At 46.1% G+C, this 19253-nt stretch carries 17 protein-coding genes; 8 read left to right on the forward strand and 9 right to left on the reverse strand.

What is annotated here, in order from left to right; genetic code table 11:
* Positions 1-107 precede the first annotated feature (107 nt).
* Positions 108-734, forward strand: coding sequence for a spore protease YyaC (yyaC, locus tag P400_RS0102475; RefSeq protein WP_026824733.1), 627 nt, complete (start codon positions 108-110; stop codon positions 732-734).
* Here the strand turns inward: yyaC and P400_RS0102480 are convergent.
* The 5 genes from P400_RS0102480 to mnmE form a co-directional block, all read right to left on the reverse strand.
* The gene (locus P400_RS0102480) at positions 707-1489 is read right to left on the reverse strand and encodes a ParB/RepB/Spo0J family partition protein (protein WP_026824734.1); all 783 of its coding nucleotides are present in this window, start codon (positions 1487-1489) and stop codon (positions 707-709) included. The two genes, yyaC and P400_RS0102480, sit on opposite strands and share 28 nt — an antisense overlap.
* 36 nt (positions 1490-1525) lie before the next feature.
* Entirely contained in the window at positions 1526-2410 is an 885-nt protein-coding gene (gene noc / locus P400_RS0102485; protein WP_015880224.1) for a nucleoid occlusion protein, read from the reverse strand.
* A gap of 81 nt (positions 2411-2491) precedes the next feature.
* Positions 2492-3208 (reverse strand): 16S rRNA (guanine(527)-N(7))-methyltransferase RsmG, encoded by a 717-nt coding sequence (gene rsmG, locus P400_RS0102490; protein ID WP_026824735.1) that lies wholly within the window; start codon positions 3206-3208, stop codon positions 2492-2494.
* A 4-nt stretch (positions 3209-3212) separates the two neighbouring features.
* On the reverse strand, positions 3213-5099 hold the full coding sequence (gene mnmG, locus P400_RS0102495) for a tRNA uridine-5-carboxymethylaminomethyl(34) synthesis enzyme MnmG (protein ID WP_026824736.1): 1887 nt from the start codon (positions 5097-5099) through the stop codon (positions 3213-3215).
* 15 nt (positions 5100-5114) lie between these two features.
* Positions 5115-6494, reverse strand: coding sequence for a tRNA uridine-5-carboxymethylaminomethyl(34) synthesis GTPase MnmE (mnmE, locus tag P400_RS0102500; RefSeq protein WP_026824737.1), 1380 nt, complete (start codon positions 6492-6494; stop codon positions 5115-5117).
* A gap of 164 nt (positions 6495-6658) precedes the next feature.
* Here mnmE and P400_RS0102505 point away from each other — a divergent pair, with 164 nt between their 5' ends.
* Positions 6659-7423, forward strand: coding sequence for a nucleotidyltransferase domain-containing protein (locus P400_RS0102505; RefSeq protein WP_235181818.1), 765 nt, complete (start codon positions 6659-6661; stop codon positions 7421-7423).
* A gap of 13 nt (positions 7424-7436) precedes the next feature.
* On the opposite strand, the gene P400_RS0102510 is transcribed toward P400_RS0102505, so the two are convergent.
* From P400_RS0102510 to rpmH, 4 genes are all read right to left on the reverse strand, one after another.
* Positions 7437-7982, reverse strand: a complete 546-nt coding sequence (locus tag P400_RS0102510; protein ID WP_026824739.1) for an HdeD family acid-resistance protein — start codon at positions 7980-7982, stop codon at positions 7437-7439.
* Between the two features lie 105 nt (positions 7983-8087).
* Complete coding sequence (yidC, locus tag P400_RS0102515; RefSeq protein ID WP_026824740.1) at positions 8088-8948, reverse strand: membrane protein insertase YidC; 861 nt, start codon at positions 8946-8948, stop codon at positions 8088-8090.
* A 105-nt stretch (positions 8949-9053) separates the two neighbouring features.
* Positions 9054-9398: a ribonuclease P protein component gene (gene rnpA, locus P400_RS0102520; protein WP_026824741.1), complete on the reverse strand. Its 345-nt coding sequence runs from the start codon at positions 9396-9398 to the stop codon at positions 9054-9056.
* 154 nt (positions 9399-9552) lie between these two features.
* Positions 9553-9687, reverse strand: a complete 135-nt coding sequence (gene rpmH, locus P400_RS0102525; protein ID WP_015880216.1) for a 50S ribosomal protein L34 — start codon at positions 9685-9687, stop codon at positions 9553-9555.
* Between the two features lie 763 nt (positions 9688-10450).
* Between rpmH and dnaA the strand changes: the two genes are divergently transcribed.
* The 6 genes from dnaA (at position 10451) to gyrA (ending at position 19194) form a co-directional block, all read left to right on the forward strand.
* Complete coding sequence (dnaA, locus tag P400_RS0102535; RefSeq protein ID WP_026824742.1) at positions 10451-11827, forward strand: chromosomal replication initiator protein DnaA; 1377 nt, start codon at positions 10451-10453, stop codon at positions 11825-11827.
* 197 nt (positions 11828-12024) lie between these two features.
* The gene (dnaN, locus tag P400_RS0102540) at positions 12025-13164 is read left to right on the forward strand and encodes a DNA polymerase III subunit beta (RefSeq protein WP_026824743.1); all 1140 of its coding nucleotides are present in this window, start codon (positions 12025-12027) and stop codon (positions 13162-13164) included.
* Between the two features lie 126 nt (positions 13165-13290).
* Complete coding sequence (yaaA, locus tag P400_RS0102545) at positions 13291-13506, forward strand: S4 domain-containing protein YaaA (RefSeq protein WP_015880213.1); 216 nt, start codon at positions 13291-13293, stop codon at positions 13504-13506.
* A gap of 1 nt (position 13507) precedes the next feature.
* A complete protein-coding gene (recF, locus tag P400_RS0102550) occupies positions 13508-14626 on the forward strand; it encodes a DNA replication/repair protein RecF (protein WP_026824744.1) in 1119 nt (372 codons plus the stop codon).
* A 49-nt stretch (positions 14627-14675) separates the two neighbouring features.
* Entirely contained in the window at positions 14676-16604 is a 1929-nt protein-coding gene (gene gyrB / locus P400_RS0102555) for a DNA topoisomerase (ATP-hydrolyzing) subunit B (RefSeq protein ID WP_026824745.1), read from the forward strand.
* A gap of 22 nt (positions 16605-16626) precedes the next feature.
* On the forward strand, positions 16627-19194 hold the full coding sequence (gene gyrA / locus P400_RS0102560) for a DNA gyrase subunit A (protein WP_026824746.1): 2568 nt from the start codon (positions 16627-16629) through the stop codon (positions 19192-19194).
* The last annotated feature ends 59 nt before the right edge of the window (positions 19195-19253 follow it).

A 19253-nucleotide genomic window follows, 5' to 3' on the forward strand; every position in this document is an offset into this window, starting at 1 on the left:
ACTGCATTCGGAAGTTTAGATGTTTTCCACTTTTGGGAATGGTTTAATACGAGATCAATCCCCCATCGCAACTAGGAATAGGCAGCTTAGAAGAGAGGATGAGATTCATGCCGTTTCGCTTAAAACCTCATAAACCATACTCCTTCTTCATTGAACACACTGAGCGGAGCGGATCCAGACTGCTTGCGGACCAGCTTCATGAACAGTTGGCCAATGAAGCCCATCGCCCCATCGTCCTTGTTTGCATCGGTTCGGACCGTTCGACCGGTGATTCTCTCGGTCCCCTCGTCGGGACGTTCTTGGAAGAACGTCACATCCGAAATTTACACGTTTACGGCACGTTAACCAAGCCCGTACATGCGCTTAACTTGGTGGAAACGTTGCATGAGATTCAAACACGCTTTCATCAGCCGCTCATTATTGCCATTGATGCTTGCCTCGGTCGTTTGTCGAGTGTCGGGTATGTCTTTTTCTCAGAAGGGCCACTTGCCCCGGGCGCGGGTGTCCAAAAAGAACTTCCGGCAGTAGGCGCTTATAATATAAAAGCCGTCGTAAACGTGAGCGGGTTCATGGAAATGATGATTTTGCAGAATACCCGCCTTCATCTCGTTTATGAACTCGCACGCTTCATTACAGACGGGTTCGTCGACTTTGATGCACGCATCGGACGTCTTCATCATGAAGAGGCCGCCATCACACGACTTCGTCAGTCACGGGACGAATCAAAATCTTGAGGAGACAGCAACATCAAAAGTTGTTCGAGGTCGTCTTGTGAAAAGTATTTTAGTTCCAACACGCCCCCTTTTCTGCGTGGGCGAATCGATACATCCATTTGAAGACGCTCTGCAAGCACCGCTTCGACCGCTTCGATATCTGCGTTCGATTGCTTCAGCGTCTTTTTTTCTGTCCGCTCTTTTTGTAAGTAACGCTCAAGGCGCCGGACCGTCCAATGCTCGGTGATGACGCGTTTTGCGATCTGTTCCATCAATTGTTCCGACTTCACACCTGTAATGGCCCGCGCATGACCCATCGTTAAATCTCCGACCATGACCGCGTGCTGAACCGCACTCGGTAAGCGAAGCAAACGTAAGCTGTTCGTCACGTGGCTTCTACTTTTCCCGACACGGTCTGCCAACTGTTGTTGCGTCAGTCCTAGCGTCTTCATCAATTGTTCATATGCGACCGCTTCTTCGATCGCGTTCAAGTCTGCTCGCTGTATGTTTTCAATCAAAGCTAGTTCCATGACCCGATCCGAGTCGGCCGTGACGATTAAAGCGGGAATGTCTTCTTGCCCGGCGAGTTTCGCAGCCTGAAATCGCCTTTCTCCGGCGATGATTTCATAGTATCCAGTCGCTTTTCGAACGACAATCGGCTGTAATACCCCGTAGCGCTCAATCGATTGACGCAATTCTTCGAGTTTTTCCACCTCAAATTGTTTCCGGGGCTGATTCGGGTTTGGGCGAATGAATTTTAAGGCTAATCGTTCCATCTACAAACCTCCTTCATCGTATGAAAAAGCACGGACTCATTTTTGAGGCCGCGCTTTCGGGATGCGAATTCGAATTTCAACAAATTCCTCTTCGTCTACTTCTTCAGTTTGGACATCAATCCCTGTTTTCCCAATCAAATCGATTGAGTCACGAATCGTGTTAATGGCGATTCGCGTGTCGCGCGCAAAACTCTTCGTCCGACGACGTTGTTTTTTTGGCTTACGCTTTTCTTCCTCGATTGGCGTTGTCAAAAAGGCGACTCGCTCTTCCGTCTCCTTGACGTTGAAGTCTTGCTCCAATACTTCAGCGAGGACTTGGAGTTGCAATCCTTCTTCTTTTAACGGTAACAGTGCACGCGCATGTCGTTCATTGATCCGACGATCGCGAAGCGACTGTTTTACATCCTCAGGTAATTTCAACAAACGCAACTTATTGGCAATCGTCGACTGACTCTTCCCTAAACTCTTCGCGAGCGCATCTTGAGTCAAGCCGTTCAAGGCAAGTAAACGATCGTATGCTTCCGCCTCTTCGATCGGGCTCAACTGCTCACGCTGCAAGTTTTCAATCAGGGCGAGTGCGGCTGTCGTATCATCGTCCATATCGCGAACGATTGCCGGGATTGCTGACCAACCGAGAGATTTCACCGCTCGGAAGCGACGCTCTCCGGCAATGATTTCATAGCAGTCCCCGTCTGCCTTTCGGACCACGATTGGTTGAAGCAGCCCGTGTTCCGAAATCGTCGTTGCCAGTTCTTCAATTTTAGCCGGTTCAAACACTTTACGTGGTTGGTAACGATTGGGACGTAATCGTGATAACGAGAGTTCCTGTACCGTGTCATCCGCTCGAACTTCCGCAATCTGAGTCACGGCAACTTCGTCTTTTCGATTCACACCGAACAATTTCGCAAATCTATTCTTCAACGTCGGGCACCCCTTTTTATGTAAAAAAATAAGCAGACTCCACCACTGGAATCTGCTTTTGTTTCACGTGAAACGACATCATCAGATAAGTGGCTCTTTCGCCGGCGTCCCCGCTTTACGCGGATATTTCCCGGGCGTTTTTCGTAGTTTATCTACAACTACGATATTACGCTCACTCATCTCTCCTGGCAATAGGAACTGGTGTGTCGATTTTTCTTTTCCGCCTAGAACAGCTAAAGCGTTTTTGGCATCTGCCATCTCGTCAGAAACCTTGGCCGCTTTAAGCGCGACGAAGCTTCCGCCTACTTTCGCGAGTGGTAAACAATATTCCGCCAACACGGTCATGCGGGCAACCGCACGCGCTGTGACGACATCAAACTGTTCACGGAACTTTTTATTTTTCCCGAACTCTTCGGCGCGACCATGATGGAAAGCGACACCCTCAAGTCCGAGGGCAAGGGCCAACTCGTTCAAGAACGTGATGCGCTTATTCAATGAATCGATGATTGTGACGTGTAAGTGCGGAAATAAAATTTTAAGAGGAAGACTCGGGAATCCCGCCCCCGCCCCGACATCACATACCGTTTCGACTTTCGTGAAATCGAAGTGAAACGCTGCGCTGAGCGAATCATAAAAGTGTTTCAAATACACTTCTTCCTGATCTGTGATGGCTGTTAAATTCATTTTTTCGTTCCATTCGACAAGCATTTCGAAGTAGCGTTTGAACTGAGTGAGTTGTGTCTCATTCAATTCAAACCCTTCAGCTCGTAACGCTTCAATAAATTGAGATTCGTTCATCGTTTCACTCCACCGTTGCGTATTGTCCTTGTTCGATGTAGACGAGCAAGATTGACACGTCTGCCGGGTTTACGCCTGAGATGCGTGACGCTTGTCCGATCGAAAGGGGACGAACTTGTTTTAGTTTTTGTTTTGCTTCTGTCGCGAGACCACCGATTGCATCGTAATCCAAGTTTTCTGGGATTCGTTTTTCTTCCATACGACGCATCTTCTCGACTTGTTCAAGCTGTTTGGAAATATAGCCTTCATACTTCACTTGAATCTCAACTTGCTCTTTCACTTCAAACGACAATTCTTCTGTTGATGGAACGACCGTCATGAGCGCTTCATAAGATACTTCCGGACGTTTCAACAAGATGTTGGCATGCGTCGCTTCTTTGAGCGGGTGTGCACCGAGTGATTCGAGCATCGCATTGACTTCAGGTGTCGATTTAACGACAAGTGACGCAAGTCGCTTCACTTCTTTTTCAATCGCTACACGCTTCTCGTTGAGGTGGGCATGACGATCTTCTGAAAGTAATCCGATCTCATACCCGATGTCGCTAAGTCGCAAGTCCGCGTTGTCATGACGCAACAAGAGACGATATTCGGCACGCGAAGTGAGTAGACGATACGGTTCGTTCGTCCCTTTCGTCACGAGGTCATCGATCAAGACGCCGATATACGCTTGCGAACGGTCCAAGATGACAGACTCTTTACCGAGCACTTTGCATGCGGCGTTGATTCCCGCCATGATGCCTTGTCCGGCCGCTTCTTCGTAACCACTCGTCCCGTTGATCTGTCCTGCTGTGAAAAGGCCTGGGACTGCTTTTGTTTCGAGAGTTGGCCAAAGTTGAGTCGGTACGACCGCATCGTACTCGATCGCATAACCCGGACGCATCATCTCTGAGTTTTCAAGACCTGGGATTGTCCGAAGCATTTGATGTTGCACGTCTTCTGGCATACTCGTCGAGAAGCCTTGGACGTAAATTTCTTCTGTGTCGCGACCTTCTGGCTCCAAGAAGATTTGGTGACGCGGTTTATCGTTAAATCGAACGACCTTATCTTCAATCGATGGGCAATAACGTGGTCCCGTCCCTTTGATCGCGCCCGAATACATCGGTGAACGATGGAGGTTCTCATCAATCAATTGATGCGTGCGCTCACTCGTGTATGTGAGCCAGCATGGAATTTGTTCGATCGGGTTCAAATCCGTCGATGTGTACGAGAAGAATGATGGATTCTCATCCCCCGGTTGAATCTCTGTTTTTGAGTAATCAATCGTTTTTCCGTCGATTCGTGGCGGTGTCCCCGTTTTGAATCGAACCAAGTCGAGACCGAGCTCTTCTAGATGCTTCGACAGCTCGACCGATGGCATTTGGTTGTTCGGACCGCTTTCATAAGCCAATTCACCGATGATGATTTGACCACGCATGAACGTTCCCGTTGTGACGATGACAGCTTTCGCGCGATATTCTGAACCCGTGTTCGTTACCACGCCGCGTACTACCCCGTCCTCAATCAACAAGCGTTCAACGAGTGCCTGACGAAGAAGTAAATTCGGCTCGTCTTCTAGCACTTTCTTCATATGATTTTGGTATTGGAATTTGTCCGCCTGTGCTCGTAACGCACGTACCGCCGGACCTTTCGATGTGTTGAGCATCTTCATTTGAATGTATGTCGCGTCAATCGCACGACCCATTTCCCCGCCGAGCGCATCGATTTCACGTACGACGATCCCTTTCGCCGGTCCACCGATTGAAGGGTTACAATACATGAATCCGACCATGTCTGGATTCATCGTCAGCATCGCTGTTTTCGCACCCATTCGAGCCGATGCGAGTGCCGCTTCGATCCCTGCGTGCCCGGCCCCGATGACGATGACGTCAAATTCGCCTGCCGTATAAGCCATATTCGTTCCTCCTTATTATTTCCCAAGACAAAATTGTGAAAAGAGCTGGTCAATCAAGCTCTCTTGTACGGTATCTCCATTGATTTCACCGAGCGTATCCCACGCACGACGTAAATCGATTTGGACCATATCGATCGGCATATTCATGACGGCACTGCCGAGCGCCTCATCAATTTGGCCAATCGTTCGTTTGATTAACTGAATGTGTCGAGCGTTCGAGATATATGTCATATCCTGCGACTCGACGCCTTTTGCGAAGAAGAGGTTTGCAATGGCCGCTTCAAGCGCATCGATTCCCTCATCTAGTAAGAGCGACGTCGCCACGATCGGACGTCCTGCCGCTAGTTTCTCTAGCTTAGAAGAATCCATGTTTTGTGGCAAGTCCGTCTTATTGATGATGATGATGGCATTCATGTCTTTGACCGCTTCAAACAACGCCTCATCCTCAACTGTCAATCCTTCATGACCGTTCAAGACGAGAAGGACCAAGTCCGCAGCTTCCAATGCCTTCCTCGACTTCTCAACACCGATTCGTTCGACGATGTCTTCTGTTTCCCGAATCCCTGCAGTATCAATCAATTTGAGCGGAACGCCTTTCACATTGACGTATTCCTCAATCGTATCACGCGTCGTCCCAGCGATTTCTGTGACAATTGCCTTCGTCTCTTGAACAAGCGTATTCATGAGTGAGGACTTTCCGACGTTCGGTCGCCCGATAATCGCCGTGCCCAAACCTTCACGTAAGATTTTCCCTTGCTTTGCTGTCTCAAGCAACTGCTCAAGGATGTGCTTGACTTCGCCAGCCTTCTCTTCGACGATGGCCTGTGTCATCTCTTCTGCATCATATTCCGGATAGTCGATGTTGACCTCGACTGCCGCAATCGTCTCGAGTAATTGTTGGCGTAACTCACGAACGAGTCGTGATAATCGTCCTTCCATTTGAGACATCGCAACGTTCATTGCCCGGTCCGTCTTCGCTCGAATCAGGTCCATGACCGCTTCTGCTTGAGATAAATCGATACGACCATTCAAAAAGGCGCGTTTTGTGAACTCGCCCGGTTCTGCTAAGCGGATATCGGATTGATCGAGAATGAGCTCAAGGACACGATTGACCGCCACGACGCCTCCGTGACAATTGATCTCGACGACATCTTCCCGAGTAAACGTCTTTGGCGCGCGCATGATACTGACCATGACTTCATCTACGACCTCGCCCGTTTCAGGACGTTTCAACGTTCCATAATGAATGGTATGTGAATCGACTGTTGTTAAGTCTTTTCCAGAAAACACATTGTTCACCGTTTCGACCGCCAAATCGCCCGATAATCGGACAATCCCGATAGCACCTTCACCCATCGGTGTCGAAATCGCTGTAATCGTGTCAAACTCTAGCATCTTTCTCCCTCCAAACCTAAACATCTTCTTCTATCATATGCATAACGAACCTACTATACACGATATTCGACTTGAACGAAAGCGTTCGCCCATCAATAAAGTCATTGCGAATCTTCCCATTATTTTCGTACAATAAAGGAATATATTTACATAGAAGAGAGGGTATGAATGTGAAACAACAGACAGCGATTCAAGTTATCACCGAACGACTTAAGCAGGACGAAGCGGTTCAAGCCGTCTTTATGAAAGGTTCGTTCGGTCGAGGAGAAGAAGATGAACATTCCGATGTGGACCTCTATGTAATGGTTCAGCCTGACCAAGAGATATCCTTCCTGTCAAGACGTCTCGAGCACCTCCTTGCGTATCGCCCAATCTTGTTGAAAGATGAGATTCACATCGTCGCCCCACAACTCATTGTCGTATACGATGATTTTCTTCACGTCGACCTGTTCACCGTCACGAAAGATTCGTTGAATCATCAAGACTCGATTCATGTGCTCTATGATCCGGCTCACCTTCTCTGCGCGCTTGAAAGTTCTTTGCAGTTAGATGATGTGTCGACGGGTGAGCATGCGTTCGATACGATTTGGTTCTTTTTCCAATATACGAAATCTCGCAATCGAGGTAACGGCATCTGGGCGACCGAGATGCTTCGGCAAGGGATGGTTCATTTCGCATATGTGTTAGCCGCCCACCACACACCTGAACGGGCATCGCTCGGCTTAAAAGATGTGGCACAACGACAAACAATCGATTTACATTCGTTTTATGACCAATTGACCCCCGCTTCGCACGAAAAGGCCGCCCGCATGTATATCGAGCGACTCAAAGAGGAGCAACCGTTCTTCGCGACATTACCCGGTTACGACGTATTCGGACCGTTCATGGAACAGTTGATTCAACGAGAAACAAGCCGCCCCCGTGTATAGGGCGGCTTGTTCTTTAGTAACGTGTTTGCCGTTTCGTCGAGCGAATCGTGAAATAGAGAACGAGTTCTAGCACAGCAATAGCGATGAGAATCCCACCGAACAGTTGGAACAGGACGAGCAGACTGCTGAATGGATTCGTCAACATGAGAATCCCAACACCAATCCACAATATACTTCCAATCAAAAACCAGAGCCATCGTCCTGCCATTGATTGACGGTATCCAAGCGCTTGAATCAGGCGAATGATTCCACCAAATAAAAACAGTGCTCCGATTAAAATCGGAAGAAGGCTCGCTAACGTCTCTGCAAAGAAGAAGACAATCGCCCCCAATATCAAATAAATTACCCCCATAAAGAAAGATGGTGGTAAACCTTCCTGTCGTCTGCGGATGCCTTGAAAAACCATCCATATACCCATAATGGCCAAATATCCAGCAATCACATACACCATAACATCAAAGAAAAATCGAGGGTACAGCAGAATAAGAACACCGAGCACAAAATAAATGACAGCTTGCCATAATGTCGATCGCTCCAAGCGGTGAATGAATGCTTCCATTTTTCTACACCTCCTTTTTTTATTCCTTTCTTTCTGTATTCCCGTCTCATCGACACGCAACCCCACAAAAAAAAGCTGAGTGTCATGAGACACCCAGCTTAATGATTATTTACGCTTTTTCTTTTTGTTTTTCTTTTCTTCTTCAGCAAGAGCTGCACGCTCTGCTTCTTTCGCAGCGATTTTCGCTTCTGCTGCTACCTTCATCTTCTCACGCATCGGGAGCATGATTGCCATCGTGACGATGATTGAGATGATATATCCGACTACCCAGTACAATGAGAGGGCAGCTGGAAGGTTGATTGACATGATAAAGATCATGACCGGGAAGATATAGAGCATCATCTTCAATTGTGGGTTCTGTTCTTGACCCGCCATTGAGATTTTTTGTTGTGCAAACGTCAAGATTGCCGCTAAAATTGGCAAAACAAATGTCGGATCCGGAGCACCGAGGTCAAACCATAAGAAGTTCGCCTCAAAAATCTCAGGTGTACGACGAATCGCATCATAGAACGCGAAGAGAATTGGCATTTGAATCAAGATTGGCAAACACCCTGCGAGCGGGTTGATTTGATACTCTTGATAAAGTTTCATCATCTCTTCTTGGAGTTTACGTTGTGTTTCTTGGTCTTTCGAGCTGTACTTTTCACGAAGCTTCAGCATTTCTGGTTGCAACACTTGCATTGCCCCCATACTCTTCGTCTGCTTGATCATGAGTGGGAGAATCAACAAACGAACGATGATTGTCGCAATGATGATTGAAATCCCGTATTGCCAAGGGCCACCTACTAAGTAAGCAACTTCCTTCAAAAGCCATGCGAGCGGCCATACAAAGTACTTCGACCAAAAACCTTCTGTGTCAGCCGTAACTGGTTCGGCTTGGATGGTAGACGGATCCACACAGCCTGCCATCAGCATGATGACCGCAGTCATGGCAGCGAGTAATCCTAATTTTAGCTTTTTGCTCATAGTTCCTCCTACACTTTCATTATCAATTCTTTTTTAACGCACACGTCGATCGGGCAATCTTATAAGACTCTGATTATATGAGAGAACAAATTCAGATTGTCATGGTCACCGGCCTTGCTTTTGCCAAACTTTCGACCGTTTGAATACGTGTTTCAAACTCTCGGTCACTTCCGACTGCGTTAATGCAGTCGCAGGCTTCCGGGCGATGATGACATAATCATTTGGTGCAACGTTTGGTTCGAGCAATCGAAGCGACTCACGCATCAATCGTTTCATACGGTTCCGTTCCACAGAATTGCCAAGCTTTTTACTGACGGAAAGGCCCACTCTGAAATGCGCTTGATCCGCTTTGAGCGTGTAGACGACAAACTGACGATTGGCCACGGAGCGTCCTTCGCGAAACACCGCTTGGAACTCTTCATTCTTTTGCAGGCGGTATTCTTTTTTCAAAATTCTCACTCCATCCTTCGCTTCAAAAATCGTCAACTAACATCATATCATATCCGCATCATTTGAACGAGGGAGAATCGATGAAATGCTACGTTTCTGTGACGAACTAAAAAATTGCCCGAGGACAGGATCCCCGGGCAATTTTTATTCGAAATTATACAGTCAAGGCTTTGCGGCCTTTACGACGACGAGCAGCAAGAATGTTACGACCGTTTTTAGTCGCCATGCGTGCACGGAATCCGTGGACTTTCTTACGCTTACGGTTGTTAGGATTGAAAGTTGGTTTCATGGTTACAGCACCTCCTCAAGATTAACGCTCTATTAGCAAGTTATAGTTTCATTTAAGGCAGTCTTTAAGATTATATAAATCGTTTCACCAATTGTCAATGTATTTTCGAGCAGTTTTCGAATTCAACGAATGAAGCGTTCTGGAATCTCTACTTGAAGGTGAAATTGATCTAGTTCATATGCTAGTAGAGGAAAAATTCATACACAACCTTTACACATTTTATAAACGGTCTTTATACATATTGATGTTGAGCCATTTTATCCACAATCACTCGAAGTTATCCACATTTATATGTGAATAACTCCTCTTTTTTCATAATTAAATTCTTCATTTTTTCATTTTCTTCTTTTACAAAAACATTTCTACAGTTCCCTTCTTCCTCTTTTGTGTATAACTTTTTTATTCTTTCATACACGAATACGTCGTTATCCACAACATATCCACATGTTATCCACAAACTACACAGCATGTGGATAAGTGGGTGTGGATACTTTTCTTAATCTGTGGATAAATACCAAAAAGCATTGCCACGTCTATTTTATTTTGCTAAACTGAATGTGCACAAACTTGTGGATGAACAATTCGTGATTCCAAGATATACACAGACTGTGGATAAGTGTTATCCCCATAATGAACACCATGTGGATAACTTTATCCACAGTTTTTGTTCTCTGGGGATAACCCTAGTTTCTACTATAAAATAGTGTATGTGTATATCGTGTGAATAAGTTTTACCTAACATGTGAGTAAAGGAGGTCTTTTATTGAAGAATGCTCGCGAGATTTGGAGAAATGTCTTATCGGTAATCGAAGAAGAAGAACGAACGCCAAAAGCTAGTTTTGATATGTGGTTAAAATCAACCGAAGGAATATCCTTGATGGGAACGACACTCGTCGTGTCGGCACCTGCTAGTTTTATCGTTACATGGTTAGAGCGGCAGTATCTATCTCTTTTACAAGATACAGTCGAAGAGATCACAAATAACAAACTTGAAATTCATTTTATTGAAGAATCTCAAGCACACAAGTATGCTCCAGCTGATGGATCTCACGAATCAATTGCTGTGACAGAAACAAAAGAACAACCCTTACCATTACCTTCAAAAGAGGAAGGGGATCTTGGACAACTGAATGACAAATACATTTTCGAGACATTTGTCATCGGCTCAGGGAACCGATTTGCCCATGCAGCATCTCTCGCTGTCGCCGAAGCACCTGCACGCGCGTATAATCCACTATTCATTTATGGAGGCGTCGGACTTGGGAAGACGCATTTGATGCATGCAATCGGTCATTACGTAAAAGCTCAAAAACCGGGAGCTCGAATTGCCTATGTTTCCTCTGAAAAATTTACGAACGAATTTATCAACTCGATCCGGGACAACAAAACCGGTGAGTTCCGTAATCGCTATCGGAATATCGATGTGCTGCTCATTGATGATATTCAGTTCTTAGCAGGGAAAGAGCAGACTCAGGAAGAGTTTTTCCACACTTTCAACGCGTTACACAACGATCAAAAACAAATTGTGATTTCAAGTGATCGACCACCGAAAGAAATTCCAACATTAGAAGATCGGCTGCGCTCGCGTTTCGAATGGGGGCTGATTACGGATATCACGCCGCCAGACCTCGAGACACGTATTGCGATTCTTCGTAAAAAAGCGACTGCTGAAGGTCTTGATATCTCTAATGAAGTCATGCTTTATATCGCTAATCAAATCGATACGAACATTCGTGAGCTAGAAGGGGCATTGACACGTGTCGTCGCTTACGCAAAACTAGTCGGACGACCAATTGACCCGGACGTTGCAGCTGAAGCGCTTCATAATATCATGCCCGTTCAGGAAGCGAAGAAGATAGTCATTCGTGACATTCAAGAAATTGTCAGTCAACACTTCAACATTCAAGTAGAAGAATTAAATTCGAAAAAGCGTACTAAAACACTGGCATTTCCACGCCAGATTGCGATGTATTTGTCTCGAGAGATGACGGAGAGTTCATTGCCTAAAATCGGGGAGGAGTTCGGAGGACGCGATCATACGACTGTGATTCATGCCCATGAAAAGATTAGTACACTCCTGAAAAACGATGTGGAAATGCAAGAGACGATTCAAACGTTGAAAAAGGCACTGTCTAACTAATGAAGAATTCTCTGTGGATATCCTGTGGATAAACCACCTTAGTTATCCACAAGTTATTCACAAGCGGAATGGCTTTATACGTAGGCTTAAAGGGACTTATCCCCAGTATCCACAGCCCTTACTACTATTATGACTTAATTAATACTATTATTATCATTAGGAAATTGACTCATTTCACCTTAGGAGGAATTATCCACATGCATTTAACGATTCAACGAGATGTATTTATGCAAGCAGTACAAGATGTATCAAAAGCTGTGGCTTCACGTACAACAATTCCAATTTTGACAGGATTAAAACTTGAAGCACATGCGGACGGTTTGACACTGACAGGAAGTGACACCGAAATTTCGATTGAACGCTTGATTCCAATCGAAGAGGGTGGAATTGAACTCATTCAAATTCAACGTGCCGGAAGTGTCGTTTTAAACGCCCGCTTCTTAGGAGAAATCGTGAAGAAGTTACCGACAAATGAAGTCACCCTCGAAGTATCTCCGAACTTCATGACTCGAATTGAGTCTGGACAGGCGGAGTTTCACTTGAATGGACTCGACCCGGACGAATACCCTCGTCTACCGGAACTTGCAAGTGACCGTCGGTTCTACTTACCGGCCGATCTTTTGAAGACGATCATTCGTCAAACGAGTTTTGCTGTTTCATCACAAGAGACACGCCCAGTATTAACTGGAGTCAACTTCTCAGCTGAGAAAGGATTCCTTACATGTGTCGCAACGGACAGTCACCGATTGGCACTTCGTCGTGCCCGCTTTGAGACGGATAATGATTTAACGTTCCAAAATGTCGTCGTTCCAGGTCGTTCACTTAACGAATTGGCAAAGTTACTCGACCGCGAAGAATTACCGATTGAGATCGTCCTCACAGATCAACAGATTTTGTTCCGAATGAAGAACATCTCATTCTTCTCTCGCTTGTTAGACGGTGCGTATCCTGATACGTCACGTCTCATTCCAGAAGAATATCGTACTGCGGTACGCATGAACGCGAAAGAATTCTTACAAGCCATTGATCGTGCTTCACTCTTGGCACGTGCAGACCGCAACAACGTCATTAAATTTGTAGCGGAAGATACAACGGCAGTTGAAGTGTCTTCACACTCACCAGAAGTCGGGAAAGTGTCTGAACGTGTCAGTATTTTATCGCTTGAAGGGGAAGAACTAAAAATTTCCTTTAACTCAAAATTCGTGATGGACGCACTTCGGGCACTCGATGCATCTGAAATCGAAATCCAGTTCACTGGTTCGATGCGACCGTTCATTTTACGACCGGTTGAACAAGATAGCGTTCTTCAACTGATTTTGCCAGTCCGTACATCGTAAGCTGCGGATAGGGATGATGAGGTGTCTTACCTTATCATCCCTCTTTTTGCCTTATTCGACGATTTTCGATAAACTAATATGTATGGCGATTTTTTCAGATCAGCATATGGGAAAGGGAGTGACGACATGGAAAAAGTGTCGATTACAACCGAGTATGTGACACTCGGACAATTTTTAAAATTAGCAGACATCATCTCGAGTGGGGGACAAGCGAAGTTCTTTTTAGAGGATGTCATGATTAAAGTAAACGGTGAGCAAGATCAACGCCGTGGCCGTAAATTAAGAGATGGAGATACAATCGAAGTCGAAGGCTTCGGGGAATATCAAATCGAGGGAAATTGACGTGTACTTAAAGTCGATCCGATTGCAAAACTATCGCAACTACGAAACCCTCGAGCTAGATTTTTCAGAACAGACAAATGTTCTAATTGGTGAGAATGCCCAAGGGAAAACGAATCTTCTCGAATCGATTTACGTACTTGCGCTGGCGAAATCGCATCGGACGACACAAGACCGTGAATTAATCGGATGGGAAGCTGACGCTGCGAGTATCGAAGGACGGATTCATAAACGTACTGGTGAAGCAGTACAAAGTCTCTCATTTTCTCCTAAAGGAAAGAAAGCAAAGCTCAATCATTTAGAACAACGTCGTCTCAGTGACTATGTCGGCGCATTTAACGTCGTCTTGTTCGCGCCTGAAGACTTAGCCATCGTGAAAGGCAGTCCACAAGGGAGACGGCGATTTTTAGATATGGAAATCGGTCAGGTCAGTCCGGTGTACTTACATGAACTCAATCAATACTTGAAGACGCTGAAACAGCGAAACGCCTTGTTGAAGCAGTTATCTGCAAAAGGTGGCGATGAGACGTTACTCGAGGTGTTAACGGATCAATTGATTGAACTCGCTGTGAAAATCGTGATGAGACGCTATCATTTCATCGACCAGCTCGAAAAATGGGCTAATCCGATTCATTCTGGGATTACGAGAGAACTGGAAACACTGACAATTCAATACGTTTCGGATACGTTCCAAAAAGAACGCTTCTCAAAAGAACAGATGTTTGAAACGTATCGTCAAAAGTTTGATAAAATAAGAGAGAACGAACGACGAAGAGGTGTGACCTTGTTTGGTCCACATCGCGACGATTTTGAATTGTACGTCAACAATCGAAATGTTCAAACGTTCGGTTCACAAGGTCAGCAACGAACGGCGGCCTTGTCATTGAAGCTAGCTGAAATTGAGTTGATTCATGAAGAAGTAGGCGAGTATCCTCTGTTGTTATTAGACGATGTGTTATCTGAGCTTGACGATCATCGCCAAACCCATCTCCTTGATACGATGGGACGGAAAGTACAAACAATTTTGACAACAACAAACATTGATGGGATTGCACATGAAACGATTCAACAAGCCAAAGTGTTTCACGTGAAACAAGGTGAAGTTGAAATAGAGTCAATGTGATCGTGTCAAAAAGGAACACCAAAACATGTATAGTAGGTGAAAATAACCGATGAGTAATGAAAATGAAAAAGAATTGCAAGCGTACGGCGCCGATCAGATTCAAGTCCTTGAAGGCTTAGAAGCTGTTCGTAAACGTCCAGGGATGTATATCGGTTCCACAAGCTCTCGCGGTCTCCACCATTTAGTATGGGAAATTGTCGATAACTCCATCGATGAGGCGCTTGCAGGTTACTGTGACACAATCACAGTGACGATTGAGCCAGGAAACTCGATTGTTGTCGAAGATAATGGGCGCGGAATTCCAGTCGACGTTCAAAAGAAAACAGGTAGACCTGCCGTTGAAGTTATATTCACAGTGTTGCATGCGGGTGGTAAGTTCGGCGGTGGCGGATATAAAGTATCTGGAGGTCTTCACGGTGTCGGGGCGTCGGTTGTTAACGCCTTATCGACAAAGCTTGAAGTGTTCGTTCGTCGCGATGGAAATGTGTATTACCAAGCGTTTAAGCGAGGTGTTCCACAGGGTGAACTCGAGATCGTCGGGACGACAGATACGACAGGGACGACTGTCCGCTTCTTCCCAGACGGGGACATCTTCCAAGAAACTCTCGAGTATGACTTTGATCTGTTGGCGACACGTCTACGTGAGCTTGCCTTTTTGAATAAGGGACTACGAATCGTTGCAAAAGATGATCGTAGTGATGAGACGATCGAGCGTAATTATCACTATGAGGGTGGAATCAAATCTTACGTTGAGCACTTGAACCGTTCGAAAGCTTCGATTCATGAAGAACCTGTGTATGTACACGGTACAAAAGATGGAATCGAAGTGGAAATTGCACTTCAGTACAACGAAGGTTTTGCTAGTAACATCTATTCGTTCACGAACAATATTCCGACGCATGAGGGGGGAACACACGAGACTGGATTTAAAACAGCCCTCACACGTTCCATCAACGATTATGCGAAACGGTTCGGATTGATGAAAGAAGCCGATGGTAGTCTTTCCGGAGACGATGTCCGTGAAGGATTGACGGCGATTGTCTCGGTCAAACACCCTTCTCCTCAATTTGAAGGGCAAACGAAAACTAAACTCGGGAATGCCGATGCACGGACGGCAACGGACACGTTGTTCAGCGATACGTTCGAACAATTCCTGCTCGAGAACCCATCGGTCGGTCGTCTCATTGTCGATAAAGGTTTGATGGCGGCACGCGCACGCCTTGCAGCGAAGCGGGCACGAGAGATGACGCGTCGTAAAGGAATACTCGAAGTCAGTTCATTGCCAGGGAAATTGGCCGACTGTTCTTCAAAAGACGCATCGAAGTCTGAATTGTACATCGTCGAGGGTGACTCGGCGGGTGGTTCAGCGAAGTCTGGACGTGACCGTCATTTCCAAGCGATTTTGCCGATTAGAGGTAAAATCATCAACGTCGAGAAAGCACGTCTTGATAAGATTTTGGCCAACCAAGAAGTCCGGACGATCATCACGGCTCTTGGAACAGGGATTGCGGACGAGTTCGATTTATCGAAAGCGCGCTATCACAAATTGATTATCATGACCGATGCCGATGTCGATGGTGCACACATTCGGACGCTATTGTTGACGTTCTTCTATCGTTATATGCGTCCACTCGTTGAAAGTGGATATGTTTATATCGCACAACCACCGCTCTATGGTGTGAAGCATGGTAAAGAAACAACCTACGTTCAAAACGAGCGTGAGTTGCAAGCTGCGATTGCACAACTTCCTGAAAATGCACGTTATAGCGTTCAACGTTACAAGGGTCTTGGAGAAATGGACCCTGAGCAGTTATGGAATACGACAATGAACCCAGAAACGCGTTCGATGCTCCGTGTCGACCTTCAAGATGCGATTGAAGCGGATGAAATCTTCGAAACACTCATGGGGGACAACGTCGAGCCACGCCGTGACTTTATTCAATCTCACGCCCATTACGTGAAGAACCTCGATATTTAATAAGAAGGGTAGGCAATAACGAATGGCAGAACAAGAAAATATCAAGGATATAAATATTAGCCAAGAGATGCGGACGTCATTCATGGACTATGCGATGAGTGTCATCGTATCACGTGCCCTTCCGGACGTGCGAGATGGATTGAAGCCGGTTCACCGTCGTATTTTATATGCGATGAACGAGCTTGGGATTCGTGCGGACAAGCCACATAAAAAGTCGGCGCGCGTCGTCGGGGATGTAATCGGTAAGTACCACCCTCACGGTGATTCAGCCGTTTACGAGACAATGGTCCGTATGGCTCAAGATTTCAGTTATCGTTATGAATTAGTCGACGGTCACGGGAACTTTGGTTCAGTCGATGGTGATTCAGCCGCTGCGATGCGTTATACCGAGGCACGGATGTCTAAAATTGCGATGGAACTCGTACGAGACATCGGAAAAAACACAATCGATTATCAACCGAACTTCGATGGGGAAGAAAAAGAACCGGTCGTACTCCCGGCTCGATTCCCAAACTTCCTTGTGAACGGAACGAGCGGGATTGCCGTTGGGATGGCGACAAACGTTCCACCACATAACTTGAACGAAGTCATCGATGGCGTCTTGGCCCTTTCTCACAATCCAGACATTACGATTGCTGAATTGATGCAACACATCCCAGGTCCTGACTTCCCGACAGCGGGAGAGATTTTGGGACGTAGCGGAATTCGTCGTGCGTATGAAACCGGACGTGGGTCGATTACGATGCGTGCGAAAGCCGAAATCGAGACGTTGAAAAATGGCCGTGAGCGCATTCTCGTGCACGAGATTCCTTACCAAGTCAACAAAGCACGTCTCGTTGAAAAGATTGCCGACTTGGTCCGCGATAAAAAGATTGAGGGCATCACAGACTTACGAGATGAATCGGACCGGAACGGGATGCGAATCGTCATTGAGGTTCGCCGCGACGCGAATGCGAGTGTCATCTTAAACAATTTATACAAACAAACACCGATGCAAACGACGTTCGGGGTCAACATGCTCGCCCTTGTAGGCGGTCGTCCAAAAACGTTGAACATCAAACAAGCGATTTATTACTACATCGAACACCAAAAAGAGGTCGTACGTCGTCGTACGCAATTCGATTTGGACAAAGCGGAAGCACGTGCTCACATTTTAGAGGGTCTTCGTGTTGCCTTGGATCACTTGGATGAAGTTATCGCCATCATCCGTAGTACGCGTACAGGTGACGAGGCTCGTGAAAAGTTGATTGCCCGTTTTGGACTTTCGACTGAACAGACGCAAGCAATCTTAGATATGCGCCTCCAACGCTTGACTGGATTGGAACGTGAGAAGATTGAAGGCGAATATCGTGAAGTGAAAGCGTTGATTGAAGAACTTCGTGCGATTCTTGGAGATGAGGAGTTGCTCCTCGATATTATCCGCAACGAACTGCTTGAAATCAAAGAACGATATGGCGATGCACGTCGTACGGTGATTCGTACAGATATCGTCGAGCTTGAGGATGAGGATTTGATTCCGGTTCGTGACATGATGATCACGCTCACGAGTGAAGGCTATATCAAATCGATTCCATCGGATTCTTATCGGACACAGCGCCGCGGAGGACGTGGAAAACAAGGAATGGGAACGAACGATGAAGATTTCGTCCTTCGCTTGCTTTCAGCATCGACACACGATACCATCCTGTTCTTTACGAACTTTGGACGCGTCTTCCGTCTCAAAGGATACGAAATTCCTGAGATGAGCCGTACCGCGAAAGGAATGCCAATCATTAACTTGCTTCAAATCGACAAGGGTGAAAAAGTCGAAACAATGATTCCGGTCGATTTCAACAGTTACTTGGCTAACCAAACGGTAGTAGAAGAGGCAGAGGATGAATCAGAAGAAGTGGCAGATGAGCAGTTGTCTCTTGTGTTTATCACAAAAGAGGGCTTGGTCAAACGTTCCCCACTCTCGGCATACGCTCGAATCAACAAAAACGGTCTCCGCGCTATTAGCTTGAATGAGACAGACGAACTCGTCACGGTCCGTCTTGCGAAGAGTGATGATGAGATGTTGATTGTCACACGCCAAGGAATGTCGATTCGCTTCCCACTTGAAGGAGAAGTTCGCTCGATGGGACGTACGGCACGAGGAGTACGCGCGATTCGTTTGAAGAAAGAAGACGATTTGGTTGTTTCAATGGAAATCGTTCGAACAACACAAGATGTCTTGATCATCACGGAAAAAGGATACGGAAAACGTACGGCCATGGAGCAATTCCGCACACAAGGTCGTGGTGGTTCCGGAATCATTGGAATCAAGACAGACCGTGGGACAGTCGTTGGTATGCGTGTCGTAGATGAAGATGATGACATTATGTTGATGACAGAACATGGGGTCGCGATTCGTATCGATTCGCAAACGATTTCTCAGATGGGTCGAAGCACACGTGGTGTAAAAGTGATGAACATTGAAGAAGGCGATCGTTTAGCGACTATCGCTAAACTGAAAAAAGATGAATTAGAAGAGGAATTAGCAGTCGATTTGGAGAATGGGTTTGAGGATGAAGCACCTGAACCTGACGAATCGTCGAATGTGAATGAGTAAGACGAGAGGTCGAGCGGTGTTTTTCCGTTCGACCTTTTTTCTATATATAGGAGGGATTC

This window comes from Exiguobacterium marinum DSM 16307, assembly GCF_000620845.1.
Lineage (GTDB): Bacteria > Bacillota > Bacilli > Exiguobacteriales > Exiguobacteriaceae > Exiguobacterium > Exiguobacterium marinum.